The organism is Streptomyces sp. NPDC001351 (assembly GCF_042896045.1).
GTDB lineage: Bacteria > Actinomycetota > Actinomycetes > Streptomycetales > Streptomycetaceae > Streptomyces.
Window position 1 is genome coordinate 459,386 of the sequence record NZ_JBIAWS010000004.1, and the last position, 24,472, is coordinate 483,857.

The following is a 24,472-nucleotide window of genomic DNA, read 5'->3' on the forward strand; positions in this document are numbered from 1 at the left end:
ATGCGGACGAATCACCCGTCACGGCAACCCCACACAGCAACAGTGCAACCAACTGTGCTATTTACGTGTCTCACACATGCGGCCCCCTTCGCTTCGCATCCAACTCGGCCGCATATCAGGGGCTTTCAACGCAATCGGGGTATTTCAGTTGATTACCGCCATCACCGGCACCAAGGGCAGCCGCCTCCGCCGAGCCGCCGCGGTCAGTGTCACCGCCGGCGCCGTTCTCGCGGGCGGGGCCTTCGCCGCGGCACCCGCACAGGCCGTCACCACGCCCTCGATCGTGGCCAAGGGCGGCTACGTCATGAACAACGCGAACGGGTCGACGCTGTACACCAAGGCGGCGGACACCCAGCGTTCGACGGGCTCCACCACGAAGATCATGACCGCGAAGGTCGTGCTCGCGCAGCCGAACCTGAACCTGGACAAGAAGGTCACGATCCAGAAGGCGTACAGCGACTACGTCGTCGCCAACAACGCCTCCCAGGCCCACCTGATCGTCGGCGACAAGGTCACCGTCCGTCAGCTGCTGTACGGGCTGATGCTGCCGTCCGGCTGCGACGCCGCGTACGCGCTCGCCGACACCTACGGCTCGGGCACGACGCGTGCCGCGCGTGTGAAGTCGTTCATCGGCAAGATGAACAAGGCCGCGTCGGACCTGCACCTGACGAACACGCACTTCGACTCGTTCGACGGCATCGGCAACGGCAACAACTACTCGACGCCGCGCGACCTGACGAAGATCGCCAGCAGTGCGATGAAGAACTCCACGTTCCGCACGGTCGTCAAGACGAAGTCGTACACCGCGAAGACCGTCACCAAGACGGGCAGCATCCGCACGATGAACCCGTGGACCAACACCAACGGGCTCCTCAGCAGCTACAGCGGCACCATCGGCGTGAAGACCGGCTCCGGCCCCGAGGCGGGTTACTGCCTCGTCTTCGCCGCCACCCGGGGCGGCAAGACGGTCATCGGCACCGTCCTCTCCTCCACGTCCATCCCGCAGCGCGAGGCGGACGCGAAGAAGCTCATGACCTACGGGTTCGCGCGGCTCGGCTGACCCCGGATCAGGGCAGGAACAGGAAGGGCCCCTCGCCGTCGGCGAGGGGCCCTTCGCCCCGTCTAGAGTCGCGGGGTGACCGAGCCCTCCTACCTCACCGCGGTCCGGGAGTCCTACGACACCGTCGCCGCCGACTATCTGAAGCAGGTCAAGCGACCGTCCGAACTGGATCCGCTGTCACGCTCGTTGCTGACCGCGTTCGCGGAAGCCGTGCGGGAGGGCGGCGGCGGGCCCGTCGCGGACCTGGGCTGCGGCCCGGGCCTGGTGACGGCGCACCTCGCCGGGCTGGGGCTGTCGGCGTTCGGCGTCGACCTGTCCCCCCGGATGATCGAACTCGCCCGCCAGACCCATCCCGGCCTGACCTTCACGGTGGGCTCCATGACGGCACTGGACATCGAGGACGGCTCCCTCGCCGGCATCCTCGCCTACTACTCCACCCACCACACCCCGCCGGAACTGCTCCCGCTCGTCTACGGCGAGTTCCACCGGACCCTCAGGCCCGGCGGCCTGCTCATGCTGGCCGGTTATACGGGAGACGGCGAGCGCGTCCGGCCGAAGCCGGCCTACGGCGGCCATCCGGTCTCGTACGAGTCCCATCGGCTCCCGCAGGAACAGCTCGTGGAACTCCTGGAGCGGGCCGGACTGGCCGTCACGGCGCGGACGGTCCAGGAGCCCGAGGAGGGCAGGACGGCGAGGATCAGCACGCTGCTGTGCCGCCGCCCGCGGTGACCGAAGGAGCCGCGCACCCGGGACGGGTGCGCGGCTCCTGACGGAGATGCCCGCCGAGCGGGGCCGACCAAGGCCACTGCGGCTCGCCCGCGCCCTGGTGGGGGCGCGGGGCTGTGCCGACCATGCGGCTCCGCCACGCGGGCGGGATCAGCCACGACGATGCCGGAGGCGACAGACGGCACAGCGCCGCCCGGCGGCACGGCCGGCGGAGCGCCTAGGCCCAGGTGATCAGCTTCTTCGGCTGCTCCAGGATCGCCGCCACGTCCGCCAGCACCTTCGAGCCCAACTCGCCGTCCACCAGGCGATGGTCGAAGCTCAGGGCCAGCGTCGTGACCTGGCGGGGCTTCACCTTGCCCTTGTGGACCCAGGGCTGGAGCTTGATCGCGCCGATGGCGAGGATCGCGGATTCGCCGGGGTTGAGGATGGGCGTGCCGGTGTCGACGCCGAAGACGCCGACGTTGGTGATCGTCACCGTGCCGCCCTGCATGGCCGCCGGGGAGGTCTTGCCCTCCCGCGCCGTCGACACCAGCTCGCCGAGGGCCTCGGCCAGCTGCGGGAGCGTCTTGTCGTGGGCGTCCTTGATGTTCGGGACGATCAGGCCGCGCGGGGTGGCCGCGGCGATGCCCAAGTTGACGTAGTGCTTGAGCACGATCTCCTGGTTCGCCTCGTCCCAGGACGCGTTGATCTCCGGGTGGCGCTTGATGGCGACCAGGAGGGCCTTGGCGATCAGGAGCAGCGGATTGACGCGCAGGCCCTGCAGGCCGAATTCCTCGGGGGCCCGCTTGAGCTCCTCGACCAGCTTCATCGTGCGGGTCACATCGACCGTCACGAACTCCGTGACATGCGGCGCCGTGAACGCCGAGCCCACCATCGCCGCCGCCGTCGCCTTGCGCACGCCCTTGACCGGTACCCGGGTCTCACGGGCCGTGTCGTACGCCGGGACCGGCGCCGGGGGCGCGGAAACAGCGGGAGCCGTCACCGGCTCGGCGGCCGGCGGTGCCACCGCCGCGTGGACGTCCTCACGCGTGATGATGCCGTCCGGCCCGGACGGGACCACGGTCGCGAGGTCGACACCCAGGTCCTTCGCCAGCTTGCGCACCGGCGGCTTGGCCAGGGGGCGCGCCCTCTCGGCCGTACCCGCCGCAGCGGTCGCGGCGACCGGCCCGTGGCCGTTGAGTTCCTTCTGGACCGCCGTCGAGGCCTCCGGGACCACGAGCTCGGGGCCCTTGCGCGGGCGGCGCTTGGTGGAGGACGCGGCGACGCCGTAACCCACCAGCACCGGCTGGCGGCCGGAGCCCTCCGGCTTCTTCTCCTCGACGGGAGCAGCAGGAGCAGCAGCCTGCGCCGGGGCGGGCACCGTGGCCCCGCCCGACACGTCCACCGCGATGATCGGCGTGCCCACGTCCACCGTGGAGCCCTCGGGGAAGTGCAGGTCGCGGACCACCCCGTCGTACGGGATGGGCAGCTCCACGGCCGCCTTCGCGGTCTCGACCTCGCACACCACCTGCCCGTCGGTGACCTGGTCACCGGGCTGGACGTACCACTTGAGGATCTCGGCCTCGGTGAGGCCCTCGCCGACGTCCGGCATCTTGAACTCGCGTACGGACGCTTCCGTCATCGTCGTCACGACCCTCTCCTCAGTACGCCAGGGCGCGGTCGACGGCGTCGAGCACCCGGTCCAGGCCCGGCAGGTACTCCTCCTCCAGGCGGGCCGGCGGGTACGGGGCGTGGTAGCCGCCGACCCTGAGGACCGGTGCCTCCAGGTGGTAGAAGCAGCGCTCCGTGATGCGGGCGGCGATCTCCGCGCCCGAGCCGAGGAACACCGGCGCCTCGTGGACGACGACCAGGCGGCGCGTCTTCTCCACGGACGTCTGGATCGAGTCGAAGTCCAGCGGGGACACCGAGCGCAGGTCCAGGACCTCGAGGGACTTGCCCTCCTCGGCGGCCGCGGCGGCGACCTCCAGGCAGAGCTTCACCATCGGGCCGTACGCGACGAGGGTCAGGTCGGTGCCCTCACGGACGACCTGGGCCTTGTGCAGCGGGCCGGGGATGGCCTCGGTGTTGACCTCGGCCTTGTCCCAGTAGCGCCGCTTGGGCTCGAAGAAGATCACCGGGTCGTCGCTCTGGATGGCCTGCTGCATCATCCAGAACGCGTCCGAGGCGTTCGAAGGAGAGACCACCTTCAGGCCGGCCACGTGCGCGAACAGCGCCTCGGGGGACTCGGAGTGGTGCTCCACCGCGCCGATGCCGCCGCCGTAGGGGATGCGGACGACGACCGGGAGCTTGACCTTGCCGAGCGAGCGCGCGTGCATCTTCGCGAGCTGCGTGACGATCTGGTCGTAGGCGGGGAAGACGAAGCCGTCGAACTGGATCTCCACGACCGGCCGGTAGCCGCGCAGGGCCAGACCGATGGCCGTACCGACGATGCCGGACTCGGCGAGCGGGGTGTCGATGACCCGGCTCTCGCCGAAGTCCTTCTGCAGGCCGTCCGTCACACGGAAGACACCGCCGAGCTTGCCGACGTCCTCGCCCATGATCAGGACCTTGGGGTCGGACTCCAGGGCGCGGCGCAGCGACTCGTTGATCGCCTTGGCGAGAGCCATGTTTTTAAATGTCACAGTCTCGGCCATCTCAGTTGCCCCCCTCATCCGCGAACGACGCCTGGTAGGCGGCGAACTGGGCTCGCTCCTCGTCGACGAGCGCGTGCCCGTCCGCGTACACGTTCTCGAAGATGGCGAAGTGGTCCGGGTCGGGCATGGCGCGGACCGCCTCACGCACTCGTTTGCCCAACGCCTCGCTCTCGGCCTCGAGTTCCGCGAAGAATCCCTCGTCCGCGTGGTTTGAAGCCTCCAGGTACCGGCGAAGGCGCAGGATCGGGTCCTTCGCCTCCCAGGCCTCGCGCTCCTCGTCGGCCCGGTACTTCGTCGGGTCGTCGGAGGTGGTGTGGGCACCCATGCGGTACGTGTAGGCCTCGACGAGGGTGGGGCCCTCACCGCGGCGGGCCCGCTCCAGGGCCCACTTCGTCACCGCGAGGCAGGCCAGCACGTCGTTGCCGTCGACCCGGACGCCGGGGAAGCCGTAGCCCTGTGCGCGCTGGTAGAGCGGGACGCGGGTCTGCTTCTCGGTCGGCTCGGAGATCGCCCACTGGTTGTTCTGGCAGAAGAACACCACGGGGGCGTTGTAGACCGCGGAGAAGGTGAAGGACTCGGCCACGTCGCCCTGGCTGGAGGCGCCGTCGCCGAAGTAGGCGATGACCGCGCTGTCCGCGCCGTCCTTGGCGACGCCCATGGCGTAGCCGGTGGCGTGCAGCGTCTGGGAGCCGATGACGATGGTGTAGAGGTGGAAGTTGTTGCTGTTGGGGTCCCAGCCGCCGTTGTTCACACCGCGGAACATGCCGAGCAGGTTGGTGGGGTCGACCCCGCGGCACCAGGCGACGCCGTGCTCGCGGTAGGTCGGGAAGACGTAGTCGTCCTCGCGGGTGGCCCGGCCCGAGCCGATCTGGGCGGCCTCCTGGCCGAGCAGCGAGGCCCACAGGCCCAGCTCCCCCTGGCGCTGCAGGGAGGTGGCCTCGGCGTCGAAGCGGCGGGTGAGCACCATGTCGCGGTACAGGCCGCGGAGCTCATCGGGGGTGATGCCGGCGACGTACTCGTCGTACTCGGCGTTCTTGACGCGCTCGCCCTCGGGCGTCAGCAGCTGTACCAGCTGGGGGTCCGTGCTCGGCGATTTCCTTGCGGTGGTCGTCTTGCCGGCCGTGCTCTTGGTACCGGCGCTGCGTCGCGGCTTGCGCGCGGCAGTGCTCTCCACGGTCACGTGTGCTCCTCCGTCGGTCCGGCATACCGGGTTCGCCGGGATGCCAGTGCGGCTCGCCCGAAGCCCTACGGACGCACAGGGTGGGTGCGGCCCGGTCGGGGACAGGCGTGACAGGTGCCCCGGCGAGCGCCCTGCAAAAGGCACGTTACCCAGTGCTCCACATTTCTGTGAAACCCCTCCTGACCTGCGATTTTGCTTGGATTTCCAAGTAAATCGCGAAAGCCGGGAACATCGCCTGGTCACAGCCTTGCAGGGGGCCGGAACAACGGCACGTTATCCCGGTGACCCACGTCACGGGAAGAGTTCCCCCCGGGCGAGCCCGGGCGGCGGTCAGCCGCCGAGGCCCGAGGTGTCCCCCGTCGGGCCGCCGGCGCCGCCCGTGCCCGGGTCCGTCGGCTGGTCCGTCGGCGGACCCGACGGGGTCGGGTCGTCCGTCGGGTCCGCGGTGGTCGGCTGGTCCGTCGGCCGGCTGCTCGGCCGGCTGCTGGGCGTGTGGGACGGGGTGTACGACGGCGTGTACGACGGCGTGTAGTTCCCGGTGCCGGAGCTCGTGCCGGTGCCGTTGTCCGTGGACGTGTCCGTCGGCTGGTCGGTCGGCTGGTCGGTCGGGGACTCGGTGGCCGTGTCGTCCTTGGTGCTCTGCGAGGTGGTCGGCGAGTGCGTGGCACCGCCGCCGCCGTTGCCGTTGCCGGTGGTCTTCAGCGCCAGCGCCACACCCGCCGCGATGGCGATGATCGCGAGGACGGCGAGGATCCACAGCTTTCCGCGGCCGCTGCCCTTGTTGCCGTGCCCCTCGAAGCCGCCGTCGTCCCCGCCGCCGTAGCCGGTGGGCAGGATCGGCTGCGGGATCTGCGTCGTACCGGAGGAGTCGCCGGGGTGCGGCAGCACCGTCGTGCTCGCGAAGCCCGCGGCCGGGGTGTGCCGGCCCTCGTGCAGGGCGACCGGGCCGGTGTTCCAGGTGCCGGTGTGGCCGCCCTGGTCGTACAGCATCTGCAGCGCGTACTGGACGAGGCCGCGCATCTCCTCGGCGGTCTGGAAGCGGTCGTCCGGCTCCTTGGCCAGCGAGCGCATGACGAGGCCGTCGAGCTCCGGCGGCACGGTGTCGGAGACCTCGGACGGCGGCGTGGGGATGTCCTGGACATGCTGGTAGACCACCGACAGCGGGGTCTCACCCGTGAACGGGGGCCGCAGCGCGAGGAGTTCGTAGAGGAGGCAGCCCGTCGCATACAGGTCGGAGCGGTGGTCGACGGCCTTGCCGAGCGCCTGCTCCGGGGAGAGGTACTGCGGCGTGCCCATGACCATGCCGGTCTGCGTCATCGTCGACTGCGCTCCGTGCAGGGCACGGGCGATGCCGAAGTCCATCACCTTCACCGCACCGGTGTGCGTGATGATCACGTTCGCCGGCTTGATGTCGCGGTGCACGATGCCGTGCTGATGCGAGTAGGCGAGCGCCTCCAGCACACCGGAGACGATGATCAGGGCCTGCTCCGGACCGGGCGCCTCGGCGTTGATCAGCAGGTCGCGGATGGTGCGGCCCTCGACGATCTCCATCACGATGTACGGGACGCTCTGGGCGCCCCCCGTGCCGTAGCCGCCCGGCACCGTGTCCTCGCCGGAGTCGTACACGGCGACGATCGCGTGGTGGTTGAGACCGGCCACCGACTGGGCCTCGCGCGTGAAGCGGGCCTTGGAGACCGGGTCCTCGGCGAGGTCGGCACGGAGCAGTTTGACCGCGACGGTACGCCCGAGGCGCACGTCCTCCGCGGCGAAAACCTCCGCCATGCCGCCCCGGCCGAGTCTGCGGGTCAGCCGGTACCGGCCGTCCCCGACCAATCCGCCGTTCCCCCACATTTCCGGCGCATCTGACATACCGCCGCCAGTCGCCTCGGGGTCGGACGGGCCCTGGGCGCGCTGCTGCTGTGCCATCAGTCCTCGCCGTCGTTTCTGCCCGCGGTGCGCGCGGTGTTGTTACGGTCTCCGTCGGCCACGCTACAGCCTCAACGCAAGCCGCCGTTCCGAGAAGGGGGCCGGAACCGGCACAGGACGGACCGGCCATCAAACCGTCACCCCGTCCGTGCGTGCAAGTTCTGTGTACCGCCCGTACAGCCTCTGTAACGCTCCCGCGACGCTTCTATCGCGTACGGTCACGGATCGGGCACCGAGCTTGACGTGTCAGTGCCCTGGGGCAGACTTGGCCGGGATTAGCACTTTCGATCATCGGCAGTCAACGGCGCCGCAAGGCCCACGGGGGAAGCGGAACATGAGCCAGGACGGCGCACAGGGCCGGTATGCGGGGCGGGCGCTCGCCGGCGGCCGCTATCAACTGCGCGACCTGCTCGGCGAGGGCGGCATGGCCTCCGTGCACCTGGCCTACGACTCCGTGCTCGACCGCCAGGTCGCGATCAAGACGCTGCACACCGAGCTCGGCCGCGAGCAGGCCTTCCGCGAGCGCTTCCGCCGCGAGGCCCAGGCCGTGGCGAAGCTCACGCACACCAATATCGTCTCGGTCTTCGACACCGGCGAGGACACTCTGCCCATCAGCGGCTCCGCCGCGGGGGACGGCATGCCCACGCCGTACATCGTGATGGAGTACGTCGAGGGCCGCCCGCTGGGCTCGGTGCTCGACGAGGACGTACGGCAGTTCGGCGCGATGCCCGCCGACAAGGCGCTGAAGATCACCGCGGACGTTCTCGCGGCGCTGGAGATCAGCCACGAGATGGGCCTGGTCCACCGGGACATCAAGCCGGGCAACGTGATGGTCACCAAGCGCGGCGTCGTCAAGGTCATGGACTTCGGCATCGCGCGCGCCATGCAGTCCGGTGTGACGTCCATGACACAGACCGGCATGGTCGTCGGCACCCCGCAGTACCTGTCGCCGGAGCAGGCGCTGGGGCGGGGCGTGGACGCCCGGTCCGATCTCTACTCGGTCGGCATCATGCTGTTCCAACTCGTCACCGGGCGGCTGCCGTTCGAGGCGGACTCACCGCTGGCGATCGCGTACGCGCATGTGCAGGAGGAGCCGGTGCCTCCTTCGTCGATCAACCGGGCGCTGCCTCCCGCGGTGGACGCGCTGGTCGCCCGCGCGCTGAAGAAGAACCCGAACGAGCGTTTCCCGAGCTCCGAGTCGATGCGCGACGAGTGCCTGCGCGTGGCCGCGTCCGTGCAGACCGCCCCGCCGAGCATCGTGCCGGGCACCCGCCCCCAGAGCGGCTCCGGCGTCGGCTCCGCGGTGTTCCCGCCGGTCCCGCAGGCGCCTCAGGCACCGCCGGGCCCCGTGCAGACGCCGTACCAGGCACCCCAGCCGCCGACCCCGAACCCGTACAGCGCGCCGACGCCGCCTCCTTCTCCGGCGTACGGCTACCCCCAGCAGGGCGGCTACCGGACGCCGTCCCCGTATGCGCAGCCGCAGACCCCGCCGCCGTACAACCTCACGCCCCAGCAGCGGCCCTCCGGGCCCCCCGGGGGCGGCAAGAACAACAAGTCGGTGGTCATCGGCACGATCGTCGTCTCGATCATCGCCGTCGGCGGCCTGATCGCGGCCCTGGCGCTCAACGGCGGCGGGGGCGGCGGGGGCGGAGGCGAGGGCGGCGGCGGCAGCAGCCCGGACCCCACGACGACGCATGCGGCGGACTGGCGCGGACCGGACACCACCAAGGTGATCGACTCGACGGAGTGCACGGAACCGCAGGAGTCCTACACCGACGAGAACAAGATCCAGGTGCCCGACTTCCGGTTCAAGTACATCGAGTCGGTCAAGGAGTGCGCGAAGGCCGCGGGCTGGTCGCTGGTGGTCAACGACTACAACGAGAACACGTACGGCGAGGGCGCGGTGATCGACCAGTCCCCCGAGGCCGGCTCGGACGTCGACCCGGGTGACGTCAAGATCACGCTCGACGTCTCGACGGGCAACCCGTCCTGATCCCGGGCATGCGGGCGCCCGCATGACGAAGGGCCCGGCGGCTGCGGCCGCCGGGCCCTTTCGCTCACGTCGCTACAGGTCGCCCATGTGACTACAGGTACGGCCCGCCCGAGCGGCCGGCCGTGGGGCCGTCCTCGCCCATCTCGTGGCCGACGCCCGGCGGCAGCGCGCGCCGCATCTGCTCCAGCTGGGCCCGCGCGGCCATCTGCTGGGCGAACAGCGTGGTCTGGATGCCGTGGAAGAGGCCCTCCAGCCAGCCCACCAACTGGGCCTGCGCGATGCGCAGTTCGGCGTCGCTGGGCGTGCCGTCGTCCGTGAAGGGCAGCGAGAGCCGCTCCAGCTCCTCGACCAGCTCCGGCGCCAGCCCGTCTTCCAGCTCCTTCACCGAGCTGCGGTGGATCTCCTTGAGCCGGGCCCGGCTCGCCTCGTCCAGGGGAGCGGCGCGCACCTCCTCCAGGAGCTGCTTGATCATGCTCCCGATCCGCATCACCTTGGCCGGCTGCTCGACCTGCTCCGTCACCGGAATCTCGCGGGAGTCCTCGTCCCCGCCGCCAATCGCCATGCCGTCCTGGCCCACGACCAGGATCTGGGGGTTCTCCGGCGACCTGTCGTTCCTCGGCATCTCCATGCCGCCATTCTCTCGCACGTGTGCATCTCATCACCGTGGTGCCCCCTGTGGAGGGTGATCCACCGTTTACGGTGCGGGAGTTTCGCTCACGCAGCGTGGCTTTCCGTCCTCGCGCTGCGGAGCGGCCTCGCACTCGGTACGCAGCCGGTTGCCGTAGTGAGGCCGTCTTCGAGGAGCGCCGGCAGCCCGTGACGCATCGACAGACCCTGATGGTGCAGCGGGTTCGGTTTTTTGGCGGAACCCGGAATGCCGGAAGTACTGGTGAATGTGACGCTTGGGGCGTGAATCCATGGTTGCGTGCTTTGAAGGGGGCCGGACTGGTGGTGGGGGTGGGGGCGGGCGTACTGGTGTTTCCGTACGGGGGTGATCCGTCGTACGGGGCTGTCGCGTCCTACGGAGGGGTGGCGCCGCACGGGAGCGTGTCGACACACGGTGCGGTGTCGACACACGGGACGCACGACGCCGGCCGCATGGCTGCCGAGGGAGCCCCAGCGGCTGCCTCTCGAACCGCCTCCGCGTCTGCCTCCCCCTCCTCCACCGCCTCCCCGGAGCCGTCCCGCGCCGGGAGCCGGGCGGGTGAGGGCCGGGAGCGGCCGGGGCGTCGGGAGACGGCGGACGAGTCCGCGGCCGCCCCCTCGGACATGGGGGACGAGGACTCGTCCGAGGAGGAGGCGGACACGGGGCAGGCCGCCTCGGCGTCACCGCCGGCGGAGGCGGGCCTGGTGCCCTCCAGGCCCGCTCGGCGCCCCGTGGCTCAAGCCGCCCAGCAGCCCACCGAGCCCGTCCTGCGGATCCTGCCACTGGGCAGCGGCCTGGTCCTGATCGGCCTCGGCCTGGGCCTCGCCTTCATCGGTCTGCGGATGCGGCGGGCGTAGGGAGGCGGGAATTCAGGGCACGACCAGCAGCACCTTGCCCACGTGGCCGCTCTCCTCGACGACCCGGTGGGCCGCCGCCGCGTCGGCCATCGGGAGTTCGCGGTCGACGACGGGGCGGACGTGGCCGGCGTCGAGGAGGGGCCACACATGCTCGCGTACGGCCGCGACGATCGCCGCCTTCTCGGTGAGCGGGCGGGCCCGCAGCGAGGTGGCGCTGACGGCGGCCCGCTTGTTCAGGAGTGTGGCGATGTTCAGTTCGCCCTTGATGCCGCCCTGCATGCCGATGATCGCGAGACGGCCGTTGACGGCGAGGGCCTGGATGTTGCGGTCCAGGTACTTGGCGCCCATGTTGTCGAGGATGACGTCGGCGCCCGCGCCGTCCGTGGCCTTCTTGACCTCGCTGACGAAGTCCTGCTCCCGGTAGTTGATCAGGATGTCGGCGCCCAGTGCGGCGCACTGCCGCAGCTTCTCCTCGGTGCCCGCCGTGACGGCGACCTTGGCGCCTACGGCCTTGGCGAGCTGGATCGCCATGGTGCCGATGCCGCTGGAGCCGCCGTGCACGAGCAGCGTCTCGCCGGGCCGCAGGTGGGCGATCATGAAGACGTTGGACCAGACCGTGCAGACCACCTCGGGCAGCGCGGCCGCCTGCTTGAGGTCGACGCCCTTGGGGACGGGCAGCAGCTGTCCCGCCGGGACGGCGACCTTCTCGGCGTAGCCGCCGCCCGCGAGCAGCGCGCACACCTCGTCGCCGACCGCCCAGCCGGCGACTCCGGGACCGAGCGCGGCGACCCGGCCGGAGCACTCCAGACCGGGGTGGCGGGAGGCGCCGGGCGGCGGGTCGTAGAAGCCCTGCCGCTGCAGGATGTCGGCGCGGTTGACGGCGCTGGCCACCACCTCGACCAGGACCTCGCCCTCACCGGCCACCGGATCCGGGACCTCGTCCCACACCAGCGCCTCGGGCCCACCAGGTTCGGGAATCGTGATCGCATGCATGAAGGGGACGCTACTCCCTGCCGTCGGCGGTGCGCGGCGTGCCGGTTCCCGGGCCGGTCACGACGCGGCGCCGCAACCGCGGGTGATCACTCCGGGCGCAGGGGCCGGACATCGGGTGCGACCTGCTCGCCGGGCGTCGCCCGCACGATGGTGATCAGCCGGTCCGTCAACTGCAGTGTCCCGACGGCCTGATCGTCGTATCCGAGCACCCGGTGCCCGCGTACGACGCTCACGACCAGGTCCTCGGTCTCCCTCGGTGTCTTGCCCACCTCGGCCTTCACGACCGGCCGCTCGATCATGTCGAGCCCGCTGCCCTGCTGGATGAGGTCCTCCATGACCATGGCGGCCGCCGGGCTGAGCACGGACAGGCCGAGCAGGCGGCCGGCGGCACTCGCGCTGGTGATGACCGCGTCGGCGCCGGACTGCTGGAGCAGCGGCGCGTTCTCCTCCTCGCGCACCGCGGCCACGATCTTCGCCCCGCGGTTGAGCTGCCGGGCCGTCAGCGTGACGAGGACGGCCGTGTCGTCGCGCTGGGTGGCGATGATGATCTGCCGCGCCCGGTGCACCTCGGCCCGCTTCAGCACGTCGCTGCGCGTCGCGTCCCCGACCACCCCGACGTAGCCCTCGGCCGTCGCCGCCTCGATCACCTTGGAGCTGGGGTCGACGACGACGACCTGCTCCTTCTTCAGTCCCGTCGCGCACACGGTCTGGATCGCCGAGCGCCCCTTCGTCCCGAAGCCGACGACGACGGTGTGGTCGCGCAAGGTGGACCTCCAGCGGTTCAGTCGCCATTCCTCCCGGGTGCGTTCGGTGAGGACTTCGAGCGTGGTGCCGACCAGGATGATCAGGAAGAGCACGCGCAGCGGCGTGACGACGAAGATGTTGGTGAACCGGGCGGTGTCACTGACCGGGGTGATGTCGCCGTATCCGGTGGTGGAGAGGGTGACGGTCGCGTAGTAGAAGGCGTCGAGCAGGTCGACGGACCGGTCGGAGTTGTCGTTGTAGCCGTCGTGGTCGGCGTAGACGATCAGGGCGGTCGCGACCAGGACCGCCAGGGCCAGTAACAGCCGTTTGGCGACCTGGCGGATCGGCCGTTCGACCACCTTCCTCGGCAGTCTCACCCGGTGGGTCACGAGATGTTCGTCCGCCTGGCGGGCGATCGCGTCATGGCCCGGAAGTTTCACGTGAAACACACCCCGATTCCGGCGGACGCCCACGGCAGGTCGAGGAGTTCGAGCTCCTGACCGGGGCGGGCGCCGCCCGGTGGCACGACGGCGAGGGCATCGGCCGCCGCGATGCCGCGCAGCATGGCCGGACCGTTGTAGTGCAGCGGTACGGCGCTGTCTCCGCGCAGCACGACGGGGATGAGCCGGGTGTCGTACGGATGCCCGTGGACCCCGTCCTGGAGCGGCAGGGCGTACGGCTCCGGAGCGGGGCGGGCGGCGAGTGTGCGCAGCAGGGGTTCGGCGAGGGTGAGCAGGCCGGAGACGGCGGCGAGGGGGTTGCCGGGGAGGCCGACGAGGTGCTGGTTCTCCTTGATACGGGCCAGCAGCATGGGATGGCCGGGCCGCACCTTCACACCGTCCACGAGGAGTTCGGCGCCGATGCGCTGCAGGGTCGGGTGGACGTGGTCGACGGGGCCGGAGGCGGTACCGCCGGTGGTGACGATCAGGTCGGCTTCGGAGCCCGTGACGGCCTTGCGCAGGGCCTTCGCGTCGTCGCCGAGCCTTCGTACGGAGGTCACCTCGGCGCCCAGCGCGCGCAGCCAGGGCGGCAGCATCGGGCCGAGGGCGTCCCGGATCAGGCCGTCGTGCGGCCGCCCCTCGGTGAGCAGCTCGTCGCCCAGGACGAGGACCTCGACGCGGGGGCGGGGGACGGCGGTGAGGGTGTCGTAGCCGGCGGCCGCGGCGAGGCCGAGGACGGCGGGGGTCACGAGGGCGCCGACGGGCAGGAGCTGGTCGCCGGTGCGGCACTCCTGGCCGCGGGGGCGGATGTCCTGGCCGTGCTGCACCTCGCGCGGGGCGTGCAGGCGGCCCTTGTCGTCGGTGCGGCCGTGTTCGCTGCGGATCACGGCGGTGGTGTCCGGGGGGATGCGGGCGCCGGTGGCGATACGGACGGCCTCGCCGTCGGTGAGGGCTTCGGGCTCGGCGTGTCCGGCCAGGACGCCCTCGCCGCGTACGTCCCAGGGGCCGGGGCCCGCGACCGCCCAGCCGTCCATCGCCGAGGTGTCGAAGGAGGGCAGGTCGGTGAGGGCGGTGAGGGGGGCGGCCAGGGTGAGGCCGAGGGCGGCTTCGAGGGGGACCGAGACGAGCGGGCGGCGGGCGCCGGACCGGGCGGCGCGCGCGGCGATCGACCGGGCCTCGGGCCAGGGGGTGGCCCGGTGGTGGGCGTCGGGCTTGTGCGGCGCGGCGGGGTGGGCGTCCTGCGGGGCGGGCGCGGGCACGGAGTCGCCGGGGGCACGGTGGTCGGGGGTGCGGTGGTCGGGTTCCTTCACCAGGGCGAGCACCTCCTCGACGTCGAGGTCCTCGACGTCCTCGCCGGGCCTCGCGGAGCGGGCGGTCACCCGGCGTCCGGGCGGGTGTCGGGGGTGGCATCGGGAGCGACGTCGGGCTTGGCGCCCGCGGCCTTGTCCGTCTCGTCGGCCTCCTCGGCCCAGCGCAGGGCGAGGGCCTCGGCCTTGCGGGCGGCTTGAGCGACGGCTTCGGGGCCGCCGCCGGCCTGGGCGGCCGCGTAGCCGACGAGGAAGGTGGTCAGCGGTGCCGCGGGCCTGGCCACCCCGTGGGCGGCGTCGCGGGCAAGGTCGAGCAGGACACCGGTGTCGACGTCGAGGTCGATGCCGAGCTCGTCCTTGGCTGCGGAAATCCATTCATCCAACACGTGCCCATGCTCCCTGATGCGTGCCCTGGCGGTGGCGATGTCGTCCCAGGTGTCGCAGTCGAAGGAGGCGACGGGGTCCGGGACGCGGGTGAGGTGGAGGGCCGCGGTCAGCCGGCGCAGCGGCAGCCCGGTGAGACCGCCGTGCTCGGTGGCGAGCGCGGCCAGTTCACGGCGCAGCGCGTGCGTGCGGTAGGCGGCCACGAGGGGCTGGTCGCGGCCGTCGGCGTCGGTGAGCAGGACGCCTTCGGCGTCGCTCGCGTGCAGTGCGCTCAGCAGCCGTCGCACGGTGGCCGCGTCGAGGAACGGGAGGTCGGCGGAGAGAACCACGGTCTGCTCGGCCCTGGTGTGGTGCAGTCCGGCGCCGAGCGCGGCGAGGGGTCCTCCGCCGGGCGGGTCCTCGCGGGCCCACAGCACGGGCCGGGCGGTGGGCCTGGAGCCGGCGACGACGACGGTCGTGCGGGCGTCGTCGCAGGCGGCCAGCACCCGGTCGAGCAGCGCCCGGCCGCCGACGTGCACGCCGGGTTTGTCTGCGCCGCCGAGCCGCCGGGCGGCGCCCCCGGCGAGCACGACGGCGTCGTACGCGTCGTCTGCCGGGGTGGCGCCGCGGTCGCCGGAGGGCTCGTGCGAGGTCATCCCCCGAGTATGCGTGCCGTCACGATCACAGGGAACGCATGGGCGTCACCCGGAACGCGTGGGCGTCCTCGCCGTCACAGTGTGCGCAGCAGGACCGCCGGCTGTTCCACGCAGTCCGCCACGTACCGCAGGAAGCCGCCTGCCGTGCCGCCGTCGCAGACCCGGTGGTCGAAGGTGAGCGAGAGCTGGACGACCTGCCGTACGGCGAGCTCGCCCTCGTGCACCCACGGTTTGGGGACGATGCGGCCGACGCCGAGCATGGCCGCCTCGGGGTGGTTGATGATCGGGGTGGACCCGTCGACACCGAACACGCCGTAGTTGTTCAACGTGAAGGTGCCGCCGGTGAGTTCCCCGGGTGTGAGGCTGCCCGTGCGGGCCGCCTCGGTCAGCCGGGCGAACTCAGCGGTGAGCGCTTCCGCGTCACGCGCGTGTGCGTCCCTTACGACCGGGACGACAAGGCCGCGCTCGGTCTGCGCGGCGAAGCCGAGGTGGACCTGGTCGAGCCGGACGACCTCCCTGGCCTCCATGTCGACCGTGGAGTTGAGCTCGGGGAACCTGGCGAGGGCGGCCGTGCAGATGCGGGCCAGCAGGGCGAGAAGGGAGACCTTCGGCCCGCCGGCGGCGTTCATGGCGGCACGCGCGCGCATGAGCTCCGTCGCGTCGGCGTCCACCCAGCAGGTCGCGTCCGGTATCTCGCGGCGGCTGCGGGAGAGCTTGTCGGCGACGGCGCCGCGGATGCCCTTGAGGGGGATGCGGAGGCCGGGGTCGGGTGCTGTGGTGGGGGCCTGCGCGGGCGCCTGGGGTTCGACGGCCCGTTCGGCCGTCCGTCCCTGTGCCTCGGCGGCACGCAGCGCGTACTCGACGTCCGCGCGCAGGATCAGACCGTCGGGGCCGGAGCCCGTCATCTCCTTCAGGTCCAGGCCGTTCTGCCGGGCGAGCCTGCGCACCAGCGGCGAGATCACCGGAACGGGTCCGTCCGCCGTCCCGCGTGCGCCGGAGCTTCCGTTCGCCTCGCGGGGCGCGGCGGGCGCCGGCTGTCCCGGCCGTACCCTCCGGCGCCGCGCGGGCGCCTCCGAAGTGCCGTATCCCACCAGGACGTTGCCCGAGCCCTCGGTCTCGCCCCCTGAAGCCGCCGGTCCGACGGCGACCGTCAACAAGGGGGCGCCGACGGGCAGTTCGGTGCCCTCCTCGCCGAAGCGGGCGGTGACCACACCGCCGTAGGGGCAGGGCACGTCGACCAGCGCCTTGGCCGTCTCGACCTCGACGACCGGCTGGTCGACCGCGACGACGTCGCCGACCTCCACCAGCCAGCGGACGATCTCCGCCTCGGTCAGGCCCTCCCCGAGGTCGGGGAGCCTGAACTCCAACACCTGTGCCATCAGCTCTCGGCCTCCCACTGCAGACGCCCCACGGCGTCCAGGATCCGGTCCACGCCGGGCAGGTGGTGGCGCTCCAGCATCGGCGGCGGGTAGGGGATGTCGAAGCCCGCCACGCGCAGCACCGGCGCCTCCAGGTGGTGGAAGCAGCGCTCGGTGACGCGGGCCGCGATCTCCCCGCCCGGGCCGCCGAACCCGCCCGACTCGTGTACGACGACCGCGCGCCCGGTCCGCCGTACCGAGGCGCAGACCGTCTCGTCGTCGAACGGCACCAGGGAGCGCAGGTCGACGACTTCGAGGTCCCAGCCCTCGGCCCGCGCGGCCTCGGCGGCTTCGAGGCAGACGGGCACCGACGGTCCGTACGTGATGAGCGTGGCGCTGCGGCCCGAGCGCCGCACCATCGCGCGGCCTATCGGTTCAACGTCCGTCGGGTGCTCCGGGTTCCAGGAGTCCTTGGACCAGTACAGGCGCTTGGGTTCGAGGAAGACGACCGGGTCGTCGGAGGCGATCGCGGCGCGCAGCAGGCCGTAGGCGTCGGCGACGGTGGCGGGCGTGACGACATGGAGCCCCGGAGTCGCCATGTAGTACGCCTCGGAGGAGTCGCTGTGGTGTTCGACACCGCCGATGCCGCCGCCGTAGGGGACGCGGATGGTGAGCGGGAGGGGCATCGCGCCGCGGGTGCGGTTGCGCATCCGGGACACGTGCGAGATCAGCTGCTCGAACCCCGGGTAGGCGAACGCGTCGAACTGCATCTCCACGACCGGGCGCAGGCCGTACATCGCCATGCCGACCGCGGTGCCGAGGATGCCCGCCTCGGCCAGCGGGGTGTCCGTGCAGCGGTCCTCGCCGAACTCCTTGGCGAGGCCGTCGGTGACGCGGAAGACACCGCCGAGGGTGCCGACGTCCTCGCCCATGACGTGCACGGTGGGGTCGGCGGCCATGGCGTCGCGCAGCGCGCGCGTGAGGGCCTGCGCCATGGTGGCCGGCTTGAGGGCGACGGTGGTCATCAGTGCCCGCCTTCCTGTTCCGCGTGCAGCTCCGCCTGCAACTGGGCCCGCTGTTCGCGCAGTTGACCGGTGGGCTCGGCGTACACATGGGCGAACAGGTCCATCGGGTCGAGGACCGGGTCCTGGTTCATGCGCTCGCGCAGGTCGGCGGCCAGGGACTCGGCGTCGTCGCGGGCGGCCCGTATGCCGTCCTCGTCGAGCAGGCCGCGCTCGGTCAGTTCGTGCTCCAGGAGCGCGATGGGGTCGTGGGCGCGCCAGGCCTCGACCTCGGTGTCGCCGCGGTAGCGGGTCGCGTCGTCGGCGTTGGTGTGGGCGTCGACGCGGTAGGTGATCGCCTCGATCAGCGTGGGGCCGCCGCCCTCGCGGGCGCGGCGCACGGCATCGGTGAGGACCTCGTGCACGGCGGCCGCGTCGTTGCCGTCGACCAGGCGGCCGGGCATGCCGTAGCCGACGGCCTTGTGGGCCAGCGACGGGGCCGCGGTCTGCTTGGCGAGCGGGACGGAGATCGCGAAGCCGTTGTTCTGGACCAGGAAGACCACTGGGGCCTGCCAGACGGCGGCGAAGTTCAGTGCCTCGTGGAAGTCGCCCTCGCTGGAGCCGCCGTCACCGACCAGGGCGAGCGCGACCACGTCGTCGCCCTTGAGGCGGGCGGCGTGCGCGAGGCCCACGGCGTGCGGGAGCTGGGTGGCGAGGGGGGTGCACAGGGGGGCCACGCGGTGTTCGTGCGGGTCGTAGCCGGTGTGCCAGTCGCCGCGCAGCAGGGTGAGCGCCTGGACGGGGTCCAGGCCGCGGGCGACGGCGGCGAGCGTGTCGCGGTAGCTGGGGAAGAGCCAGTCGCGGTCCTCGAGGGCGAGCGCGGCGGCGACCTGGCAGGCCTCCTGGCCGGTGCTGGAGGGGTAGACGGCGAGACGGCCCTGCTTGGTGAGGGCGGTCGCCTGCACGTTGTACCTGCGGCCGCGCACCAGCCCGGCGTACAGGCGGCGCAGCAGGGCCGGGTCGGCCTTCGCTGCGGCCTCGGTGCCGAGGACGCGGTAGGGCTCCGCGTCGGGCAGCAGCGGCGCGGGGTCGGTGCGGGGCTGCCAGGCGGGGGGCGGCGATGGCCGATACCCGCCCCGCTGCTCCATGACCGTCATGACGGCACCTCCTCGTGGGAGCGGCTTCAGGCGCGCCACGGGTGTGATGCGCCTCACCTACCGATTGTTCGGTCGTCGGCACATTTTGGCTACAGGCACCTCCAGGCTGTGGACAAACGGTTCTCCACAACCTGAAATGAACGCAGTACGTCCATGGTAGGGAGGCGGGGGGACATGGCACCTGAACAAATGGCCGAAGGGCCGGAAGGTGGAAGCCCCCTACCGCTCCCGCGTCCGCTCGACGCCATCGATCTGGACATCCTCCAGATGCTCCAGGCGGACGGCCGCGCCTCCATACGGTCGGTCGCGGAACGGGTGCACGTCTCACGCGCCAACGCCTACGCGCGTATCAACCGTCTCATCGACGACGGTGTCATCCGCGGTTTCGGGGCCCGTGTCAACCATGAGCGCGCAGGTCAGGGCACCTCGGCGTACATCACCCTGAAGATCGTCCAGAACTCCTGGCGCACGGTGCGCGAGCAGCTCAGACAGCTGCCCGGGGCCTCCCACATTGCCCTGGTGGGCGGCGACTTCGACGTACTGCTGCTGGTGCACACACCGGACAACAAGGCACTGCGCGAGCTGGTGCTCACCCGGCTGCAGGCGATGCCCGAGGTGCTCAGCACGCGCACGCTGCTGGTGTTCGAGGAGGAGGACCTGGAGCCGCAGGGCTGAGCCCCAGGGAGCCGCTCAGGCCTCCTTGCGGAGCCCTCCGAAGACCAGCTGCACGACCGCGTCGGCCACTTCGCGCTCACTCATGCCCCGCCCGTCGGGCCGGTACCACTCGACAATCGAATTGATCATCCCGAAGACGAGCCTGGTGGCGAGCCGCACCTCCACGTCACCCCGTACGTCCCCGTCGGCGGCGGCCGCCTTCAGCAGCTCGGCCACCTGGTGGTCGAACTCGCGGCGCCGCTCCAGGGCCCAGCGCTCGGTGCCCGTGTTGCCGCGCACCCGCAGCAGAAGCGTCACATACGGCAGCTCGCCGATCAGCACCTCGACCATGCGCCGCACGACGTACTCGAGGCGGTCGGCGGCGCGCCCCACGCGCGCGTGCTCCTCGTCGAGGATCCCGAACAGGCCGTCGAGCGCCCGGCTGACGGCCCGGCGCAGCAGCTCCTCCTTGCCGGCCACATGGTGGTAGATCGACGACTTGGAGATGCCGGCCGCCTTGGAGAGGTGCTCCATGGAGGTGCCGTCGTAGCCGCGTTCGTTGAAGACCTGGACGGCGACGGAGAGCAGCGTCTCCGGGGTGTACGTGTCGCGCTTGGCAGTGGTCATGACTGGCTGCCCTCCCGCTTGTCGGAGGCGTACGCGTGCCGGTACAGCGCGAGGGAGGGAGCATAGCGCCCGGAGGGGTCGCGCAGGTGCAGGTCGTCGAGGAGGGCGTACGCCCAGTTGCGGCCGAGCCTGCGACTCCACTCGAAGGGCCCGAGGGGGTAGTTGACGCCCAGGCGCATCGCGGTGTCGATGTCCTCCTCGGTGGCCACGCCCTTGGCGACGGCGTCGTGCGCGAGGTCGACGATCCGGGCGACCGTGCGGGCGACGATCATGCCGGGGACGTCGCCGATGACGCTGACGTTCTTGCCGAGCGCCTGGAAGAGGCCGGTGGCCTCGGCGAGCGTCTGCGGCGAGGTGTCCTGGGACGCAGACAGGGCGATACGGGTGGCCCGGCGGTAGTCGAGGGCGAGGTCGAAGTAGACGACGTCGCGGAACTCGACGGAGGTCTGGCCGTCGGCGAGCGCCAGCTGGCCGCCGCTCGGCAGCACCAGGCGGGTGCCGTGGTCCTCTTCCTCCTCACGCACGGCGATGCCCGCCTCGCGGATCAGCGGGAGCAGCTCGGAGGCGGGACCCAGGTCACCCTCGACGACGACGTACGCGGGCTGCTGCGCGGGCTCCGCTGTGTGCGGCTCGGGGCGCTCGGCGTCATCCCCGTACTCATACCAGCCCTGACCGCTCTTGCGGCCGAGCCGGCCCGACTCGACGAGGCGCCGCTGGGCGAGGGAGGGCGTGAAGCGCACGTCCTGGAAGAAGGAGCGCCATACGGAGTGCGTGACGGACTCGTTGACGTCCTGTCCGATGAGGTCGGTCAGTTCGAAGGCGCCCATCCTGAAGCCGCCGGACTCACGCAGGATCGCGTCGATGGTGGCGGGGTCGGCGCCCTGGGCCTCGTACACGGCGAAGGCCTCGGCGTAGAAGGGCCGGGCGATGCGGTTGACGATGAAGCCGGGGGTGTCGGCGCAGGCGACCGGTGTCTTGCCCCAGGCGCGCGCCATCTCGTACGCGCGCGTGGCCGACGAGACGTCGGTGGCGAACCCGGAGACGACCTCGACGAGGGGGAGCAGCGGCGCGGGATTGAAGAAGTGCAGGCCGACGAAGCGCCCGGGGTGGCGCAGGGACCCGCCGATGGCGGTGACGGACAGGGAGGAGGTGTTGGTCGCCAGCAGACAGTCCTCGGCGACGATCTCCTCCAGCTCACGCAGCAGGGCCTGTTTGGCGTCCAGCTGCTCCAGGACGGCCTCGACGACCAGGGAGCAGTCGGCGAGTTCGGAGAGGCTCTCGGCGGGCAGCAGACGCTCGCGTGCCGTGTCCCGGTCGGCGGCCGTGAGCCGGTCCTTCTCGACGAGCCGGTCGAGGCGGGCCCCGATCGCCGCGGCCGCTTGCGAGGCACGCCCGGCAGCGGCGTCGTACAGCCGAACGCGATGGCCTGCGACCAGCGCGACCTGGGCGATGCCCTGGCCCATGGTGCCGGTGCCGACGACGGCCACGGGGCTGCTGAGGTCGAGTGCTGTCATGTGCGCGATCCTCCCGCACGGGGTTTTCCACAGATGCGGCAGGCCCCCTTGTCCCGACCGATCGTTCGGTTACTCTAACTCTGACCGGCTGTTCCTGCCCATGTTTCTGCCAGGTCATGAGCTCGACGAAGAGTTCTCAAGACGAGGAGTTGGTCCCGCATGGCCGCCGAACTGACCACCCGCGACCTGATCGCCAAGCACCGGCCCACCCTCGACCAGGCGCTGGAAGCGATCCGCACGCGCGCGTACTGGTCCCCGCACCCCGAACACCCCAAGGCGTACGGCGAGAACGGCAGCCTGGACGCGGCGGCGGGCAAGGCCGCCTTCGACGCCCTGCTGGGCACCCGCCTCGACCTCGGCCAGCCCGGCACGGACGACTGGGTGGGCGCCGAGATCTCGCCTTACGGCATCGAGCTGGGCGTGACCTACCCGCACGCGGACGTCGACGAGCTGCTGCCCGCCATGAAGGCCGGACAGCGCGCGTGGCGCGACGCCGGCGCCGAGGCGCGCGCGGTGGTGTGTCTGGAGATCCTGAAGCGGATCAGCGACCGGACGCACGAGTTCGCGCACGCGGTGATGCACACCTCCGGCCAGGCCTTCATGATGGCGTTCCAGGCCGGCGGCCCGCACGCCCAGGACCGCGGTCTGGAGGCGGTGGCGTACGCGTACGTGGAGCAGGTCCGCACCCCCGACACCGCGGAGTGGACCAAGCCCCAGGGCAAGCGCGACCCGCTGGCGCTCACCAAGCAGTTCACGGCAGTTCCGCGCGGGATCGCGCTGGTGATCGGCTGCAACACCTTCCCCACGTGGAACGGCTATCCGGGCCTGTTCGCGTCCCTCGCCACCGGCAACGCGGTCCTGGTCAAGCCCCACCCGCGCGCGGTGCTGCCGCTCGCGCTCACCGTGCAGGTCGCGCGCCAGGTCCTCGCCGAGGCCGGCTTCGACCCGAACCTGGTGGCCCTGGCCGCCGAGCGCCCCGGCGAGGGCATCGCGAAGACACTGGCCACGCGCCCGGAGATCCGGATCATCGACTACACGGGCTCGACGGCGTTCGGCGACTGGCTGGAGGCCAACGCCCGCCAGGCGCAGGTCTACACGGAGAAGGCCGGCGTCAACACGGTGCTGGTCGACTCCACCGCGAACTACAAGGGCATGCTCTCCAACCTGGCCTTCTCGCTGTCCCTGTACAGCGGCCAGATGTGCACGACCCCGCAGAACCTGCTGATCCCCCGCGACGGCATCCGCACCGACGAGGGCCCCAAGACCTTCGACGAGGTGGTCGCCGACCTCGCCCGCTCGGTCGACGGCCTCCTCGGCGACGACGCGCGCGCGAACGCCCTGCTCGGCGCGATCGTCAACCCGGATGTGAAGGCCCGTCTGGAGGCGGCCGCCGGTCTCGGCGAAGTCGCCCTGGCCTCCAGGGAGATCAGCAACCCGGAGTTCCCGGGCGCGGTGGTGCGCACGCCGGTGATCGTGAAGCTGGACGGCGCCAAGCCCGACGACGAGGCCGCCTACATGAGCGAGTGCTTCGGCCCGGTCTCCTTCGCCGTCGCGGTCGACTCGGCCGCGGAGGGCGCGGAACTGCTGCGCCGCACCATCCGGGAGAAGGGCGCGATGACGGTCGGCGCGTACACGACCGACGAGGAGGTCGAGCAGACGGTCCAGGAGGTCTGCCTGGAGGAGGCCGCCCAGCTGTCGCTGAACCTCACGGGCGGGGTGTACGTGAACCAGACGGCCGCGTTCTCGGACTTCCACGGGTCCGGGGGCAACCCGGCGGCCAACTCGGCGCTGTGTGACGGCGCATTCGTCGCCAACCGCTTCCGGGTGGTCGAGGTGCGCCGCGAGGCCTAGGAACCGAGCGCGCCCCCGGTGGCGCTCCAGTGGTACAGCGTCATGGCCACACTGGTCGCGAGGTTGTAGCTGGAGACCTGGGGGCGCATCGGCAGCGCCAGCAAGTGATCGGTACGCGCGCGTAGTTCGGCGGACAGGCCGCTGCGCTCGGAGCCGAACGCGAGGACGGCGTCGTCCGGGAGCTTGACGCCCCGGATGTCGTCGCCCTCCGGGTCCAGGGCGAACAGCGGCCCCGCGGGCAGCTCGTCGACGGCCAGCCGTTCCACGGCGGTCGCGAAGTGCAGCCCCGCGCCGCCGCGCACCACCGTGGGGTGCCACGGGTCGAGGGTGCCGGTGGTGACCACACCGGTCGCACCGAAACCGGCGGCCAGACGGATCACGGCGCCCGCGTTGCCGAGGTTGCGCGGGTTGTCGAGGACCACGACGGGGGCGGTGCGCGGGGTGTGCGCGAGCTTCTCCAGGTTGTCCGCGCGGGACGGTCGTACGGCCAGGGCGGCGACGGCGGTGGGATGCGGGCGCGGCACCAGGCTCCGGTACGCCGGCTCCGGCACCTCGGTGAGAAGGCCGGCCAGCGCGTCCCGCACGTCGGGGGCGAGCTCGTCGGCGAGGGCGAGCGCCGCCCGCCGATCGGCGGTGACCGCCACCGGGACCTCGGCTCCGAAACGCACGGCGTGCTTGAGGGCATGGAAACCGTCGAGCAGCACACAGCTGCCGGCGATCCGGCGCCAGGCGGTCACGGGGTCGGGCGCGGGTTCGGTCATGGCGTGCAGCCTACGTGCGCGCGGG

The 24,472-nt window shown here is 71.6% G+C and carries 21 protein-coding genes; 6 read left to right on the forward strand and 15 right to left on the reverse strand.

Annotated elements, in window-relative coordinates; genetic code table 11:
* Positions 1-148 precede the first annotated feature (148 nt).
* Both ACFY1U_RS17070 and ACFY1U_RS17075 read left to right on the forward strand, forming a co-directional pair.
* Complete coding sequence (locus ACFY1U_RS17070) at positions 149-1,060, forward strand: D-alanyl-D-alanine carboxypeptidase family protein (RefSeq protein WP_390694919.1); 912 nt, start codon at positions 149-151, stop codon at positions 1,058-1,060.
* A 75-nt stretch (positions 1,061-1,135) separates the two neighbouring features.
* Positions 1,136-1,789, forward strand: coding sequence for a class I SAM-dependent methyltransferase (locus ACFY1U_RS17075; protein ID WP_390694920.1), 654 nt, complete (start codon positions 1,136-1,138; stop codon positions 1,787-1,789).
* A 214-nt stretch (positions 1,790-2,003) separates the two neighbouring features.
* Here the strand turns inward: ACFY1U_RS17075 and ACFY1U_RS17080 are convergent, their stop codons facing one another.
* From ACFY1U_RS17080 to ACFY1U_RS17095, 4 genes are all read right to left on the reverse strand, one after another.
* Positions 2,004-3,416: a dihydrolipoamide acetyltransferase family protein gene (locus ACFY1U_RS17080; RefSeq protein WP_390694921.1), complete on the reverse strand. Its 1,413-nt coding sequence runs from the start codon at positions 3,414-3,416 to the stop codon at positions 2,004-2,006.
* A 10-nt stretch (positions 3,417-3,426) separates the two neighbouring features.
* On the reverse strand, positions 3,427-4,419 hold the full coding sequence (locus tag ACFY1U_RS17085; RefSeq protein WP_390694922.1) for an alpha-ketoacid dehydrogenase subunit beta: 993 nt from the start codon (positions 4,417-4,419) through the stop codon (positions 3,427-3,429).
* Position 4,420: 1 nt separating this feature from the next.
* On the reverse strand, positions 4,421-5,599 hold the full coding sequence (gene pdhA, locus ACFY1U_RS17090; RefSeq protein ID WP_390694923.1) for a pyruvate dehydrogenase (acetyl-transferring) E1 component subunit alpha: 1,179 nt from the start codon (positions 5,597-5,599) through the stop codon (positions 4,421-4,423).
* Positions 5,600-5,929: 330 nt separating this feature from the next.
* Positions 5,930-7,525 (reverse strand): protein kinase, encoded by a 1,596-nt coding sequence (locus tag ACFY1U_RS17095; protein ID WP_390694924.1) that lies wholly within the window; start codon positions 7,523-7,525, stop codon positions 5,930-5,932.
* A 334-nt stretch (positions 7,526-7,859) separates the two neighbouring features.
* Here ACFY1U_RS17095 and ACFY1U_RS17100 point away from each other — a divergent pair, with 334 nt between their 5' ends.
* Positions 7,860-9,518: a protein kinase gene (locus tag ACFY1U_RS17100; RefSeq protein ID WP_390694925.1), complete on the forward strand. Its 1,659-nt coding sequence runs from the start codon at positions 7,860-7,862 to the stop codon at positions 9,516-9,518.
* A gap of 91 nt (positions 9,519-9,609) precedes the next feature.
* Here ACFY1U_RS17100 and ACFY1U_RS17105 read toward each other — a convergent pair whose 3' ends face one another.
* Positions 9,610-10,146, reverse strand: a complete 537-nt coding sequence (locus tag ACFY1U_RS17105; protein WP_115907015.1) for a bacterial proteasome activator family protein — start codon at positions 10,144-10,146, stop codon at positions 9,610-9,612.
* A gap of 470 nt (positions 10,147-10,616) precedes the next feature.
* Here ACFY1U_RS17105 and ACFY1U_RS17110 point away from each other — a divergent pair, with 470 nt between their 5' ends.
* Positions 10,617-11,021, forward strand: a complete 405-nt coding sequence (locus ACFY1U_RS17110; protein ID WP_390694926.1) for a hypothetical protein — start codon at positions 10,617-10,619, stop codon at positions 11,019-11,021.
* A 12-nt stretch (positions 11,022-11,033) separates the two neighbouring features.
* Here ACFY1U_RS17110 and ACFY1U_RS17115 read toward each other — a convergent pair whose 3' ends face one another.
* From ACFY1U_RS17115 to pdhA (ACFY1U_RS17145), 7 genes are all read right to left on the reverse strand, one after another.
* On the reverse strand, positions 11,034-12,014 hold the full coding sequence (locus ACFY1U_RS17115) for an NAD(P)H-quinone oxidoreductase (protein ID WP_390694927.1): 981 nt from the start codon (positions 12,012-12,014) through the stop codon (positions 11,034-11,036).
* A gap of 86 nt (positions 12,015-12,100) precedes the next feature.
* On the reverse strand, positions 12,101-13,198 hold the full coding sequence (locus tag ACFY1U_RS17120) for a potassium channel family protein (protein ID WP_390694928.1): 1,098 nt from the start codon (positions 13,196-13,198) through the stop codon (positions 12,101-12,103).
* Positions 13,195-14,577, reverse strand: coding sequence for a molybdopterin molybdotransferase MoeA (locus tag ACFY1U_RS17125; RefSeq protein WP_390694929.1), 1,383 nt, complete (start codon positions 14,575-14,577; stop codon positions 13,195-13,197). The genes ACFY1U_RS17120 and ACFY1U_RS17125 overlap by 4 nt, the downstream gene beginning before the upstream one ends.
* Positions 14,574-15,524, reverse strand: a complete 951-nt coding sequence (locus tag ACFY1U_RS17130) for an NTP transferase domain-containing protein (protein WP_390694930.1) — start codon at positions 15,522-15,524, stop codon at positions 14,574-14,576. The genes ACFY1U_RS17125 and ACFY1U_RS17130 overlap by 4 nt, the downstream gene beginning before the upstream one ends.
* 74 nt (positions 15,525-15,598) lie before the next feature.
* The gene (locus tag ACFY1U_RS17135) at positions 15,599-16,903 is read right to left on the reverse strand and encodes a dihydrolipoamide acetyltransferase family protein (RefSeq protein ID WP_390694931.1); all 1,305 of its coding nucleotides are present in this window, start codon (positions 16,901-16,903) and stop codon (positions 15,599-15,601) included.
* Positions 16,903-17,907, reverse strand: coding sequence for an alpha-ketoacid dehydrogenase subunit beta (locus ACFY1U_RS17140; RefSeq protein ID WP_390694932.1), 1,005 nt, complete (start codon positions 17,905-17,907; stop codon positions 16,903-16,905). The genes ACFY1U_RS17135 and ACFY1U_RS17140 overlap by 1 nt, the downstream gene beginning before the upstream one ends.
* A complete protein-coding gene (pdhA, locus tag ACFY1U_RS17145; RefSeq protein ID WP_390694933.1) occupies positions 17,907-19,040 on the reverse strand; it encodes a pyruvate dehydrogenase (acetyl-transferring) E1 component subunit alpha in 1,134 nt (377 codons plus the stop codon). The genes ACFY1U_RS17140 and pdhA (ACFY1U_RS17145) overlap by 1 nt, the downstream gene beginning before the upstream one ends.
* Before the next feature lie 189 nt (positions 19,041-19,229).
* Here pdhA (ACFY1U_RS17145) and ACFY1U_RS17150 point away from each other — a divergent pair, with 189 nt between their 5' ends.
* Positions 19,230-19,715, forward strand: coding sequence for an Lrp/AsnC family transcriptional regulator (locus tag ACFY1U_RS17150; protein ID WP_365833922.1), 486 nt, complete (start codon positions 19,230-19,232; stop codon positions 19,713-19,715).
* 15 nt (positions 19,716-19,730) lie between these two features.
* Here ACFY1U_RS17150 and ACFY1U_RS17155 read toward each other — a convergent pair whose 3' ends face one another.
* On the reverse strand, positions 19,731-20,321 hold the full coding sequence (locus ACFY1U_RS17155) for a TetR/AcrR family transcriptional regulator (RefSeq protein ID WP_390694934.1): 591 nt from the start codon (positions 20,319-20,321) through the stop codon (positions 19,731-19,733).
* Positions 20,318-21,835, reverse strand: coding sequence for a 3-hydroxyacyl-CoA dehydrogenase (locus ACFY1U_RS17160; RefSeq protein ID WP_390694935.1), 1,518 nt, complete (start codon positions 21,833-21,835; stop codon positions 20,318-20,320). Before ACFY1U_RS17160 ends, ACFY1U_RS17155 begins: the two co-directional genes overlap by 4 nt.
* 159 nt (positions 21,836-21,994) lie before the next feature.
* On the opposite strand from ACFY1U_RS17160, the gene paaN reads away from it, so the two are divergent.
* Positions 21,995-23,686, forward strand: a complete 1,692-nt coding sequence (gene paaN / locus ACFY1U_RS17165; RefSeq protein ID WP_390694936.1) for a phenylacetic acid degradation protein PaaN — start codon at positions 21,995-21,997, stop codon at positions 23,684-23,686.
* Here the strand turns inward: paaN and ACFY1U_RS17170 are convergent.
* Positions 23,683-24,447, reverse strand: a complete 765-nt coding sequence (locus ACFY1U_RS17170) for a TrmH family RNA methyltransferase (protein ID WP_390694937.1) — start codon at positions 24,445-24,447, stop codon at positions 23,683-23,685. The genes paaN and ACFY1U_RS17170 overlap by 4 nt on opposite strands.
* Between the last annotated feature and the right edge of the window lie 25 nt (positions 24,448-24,472).

Excerpts from the sequence above, each read along its gene's own strand:
- ACFY1U_RS17170 (WP_390694937.1), bottom strand. The coding sequence starts at position 24,447 with ATGACCGAACCCGCGCCCGACCCCGTGACCGCCTGGCGCCGGATCGCC.
- pdhA (WP_390694933.1), bottom strand. The coding sequence starts at position 19,040 with ATGACGGTCATGGAGCAGCGGGGCGGGTATCGGCCATCGCCGCCCCCC.
- paaN (WP_390694936.1), top strand. The coding sequence starts at position 21,995 with ATGGCCGCCGAACTGACCACCCGCGACCTGATCGCCAAGCACCGGCCC.
- ACFY1U_RS17110 (WP_390694926.1), top strand. The coding sequence starts at position 10,617 with ATGGCTGCCGAGGGAGCCCCAGCGGCTGCCTCTCGAACCGCCTCCGCG.
- ACFY1U_RS17095 (WP_390694924.1), bottom strand. The coding sequence starts at position 7,525 with ATGGCACAGCAGCAGCGCGCCCAGGGCCCGTCCGACCCCGAGGCGACT.
- ACFY1U_RS17130 (WP_390694930.1), bottom strand. The coding sequence starts at position 15,524 with ATGACCTCGCACGAGCCCTCCGGCGACCGCGGCGCCACCCCGGCAGAC.
- ACFY1U_RS17105 (WP_115907015.1), bottom strand. The coding sequence starts at position 10,146 with ATGGAGATGCCGAGGAACGACAGGTCGCCGGAGAACCCCCAGATCCTG.
- ACFY1U_RS17115 (WP_390694927.1), bottom strand. The coding sequence starts at position 12,014 with ATGCATGCGATCACGATTCCCGAACCTGGTGGGCCCGAGGCGCTGGTG.
- ACFY1U_RS17140 (WP_390694932.1), bottom strand. The coding sequence starts at position 17,907 with ATGACCACCGTCGCCCTCAAGCCGGCCACCATGGCGCAGGCCCTCACG.
- ACFY1U_RS17100 (WP_390694925.1), top strand. The coding sequence starts at position 7,860 with ATGAGCCAGGACGGCGCACAGGGCCGGTATGCGGGGCGGGCGCTCGCC.
- ACFY1U_RS17160 (WP_390694935.1), bottom strand. The coding sequence starts at position 21,835 with ATGACAGCACTCGACCTCAGCAGCCCCGTGGCCGTCGTCGGCACCGGC.
- ACFY1U_RS17085 (WP_390694922.1), bottom strand. The coding sequence starts at position 4,419 with ATGGCCGAGACTGTGACATTTAAAAACATGGCTCTCGCCAAGGCGATC.
- ACFY1U_RS17135 (WP_390694931.1), bottom strand. The coding sequence starts at position 16,903 with ATGGCACAGGTGTTGGAGTTCAGGCTCCCCGACCTCGGGGAGGGCCTG.
- ACFY1U_RS17155 (WP_390694934.1), bottom strand. The coding sequence starts at position 20,321 with ATGACCACTGCCAAGCGCGACACGTACACCCCGGAGACGCTGCTCTCC.
- ACFY1U_RS17150 (WP_365833922.1), top strand. The coding sequence starts at position 19,230 with ATGGCCGAAGGGCCGGAAGGTGGAAGCCCCCTACCGCTCCCGCGTCCG.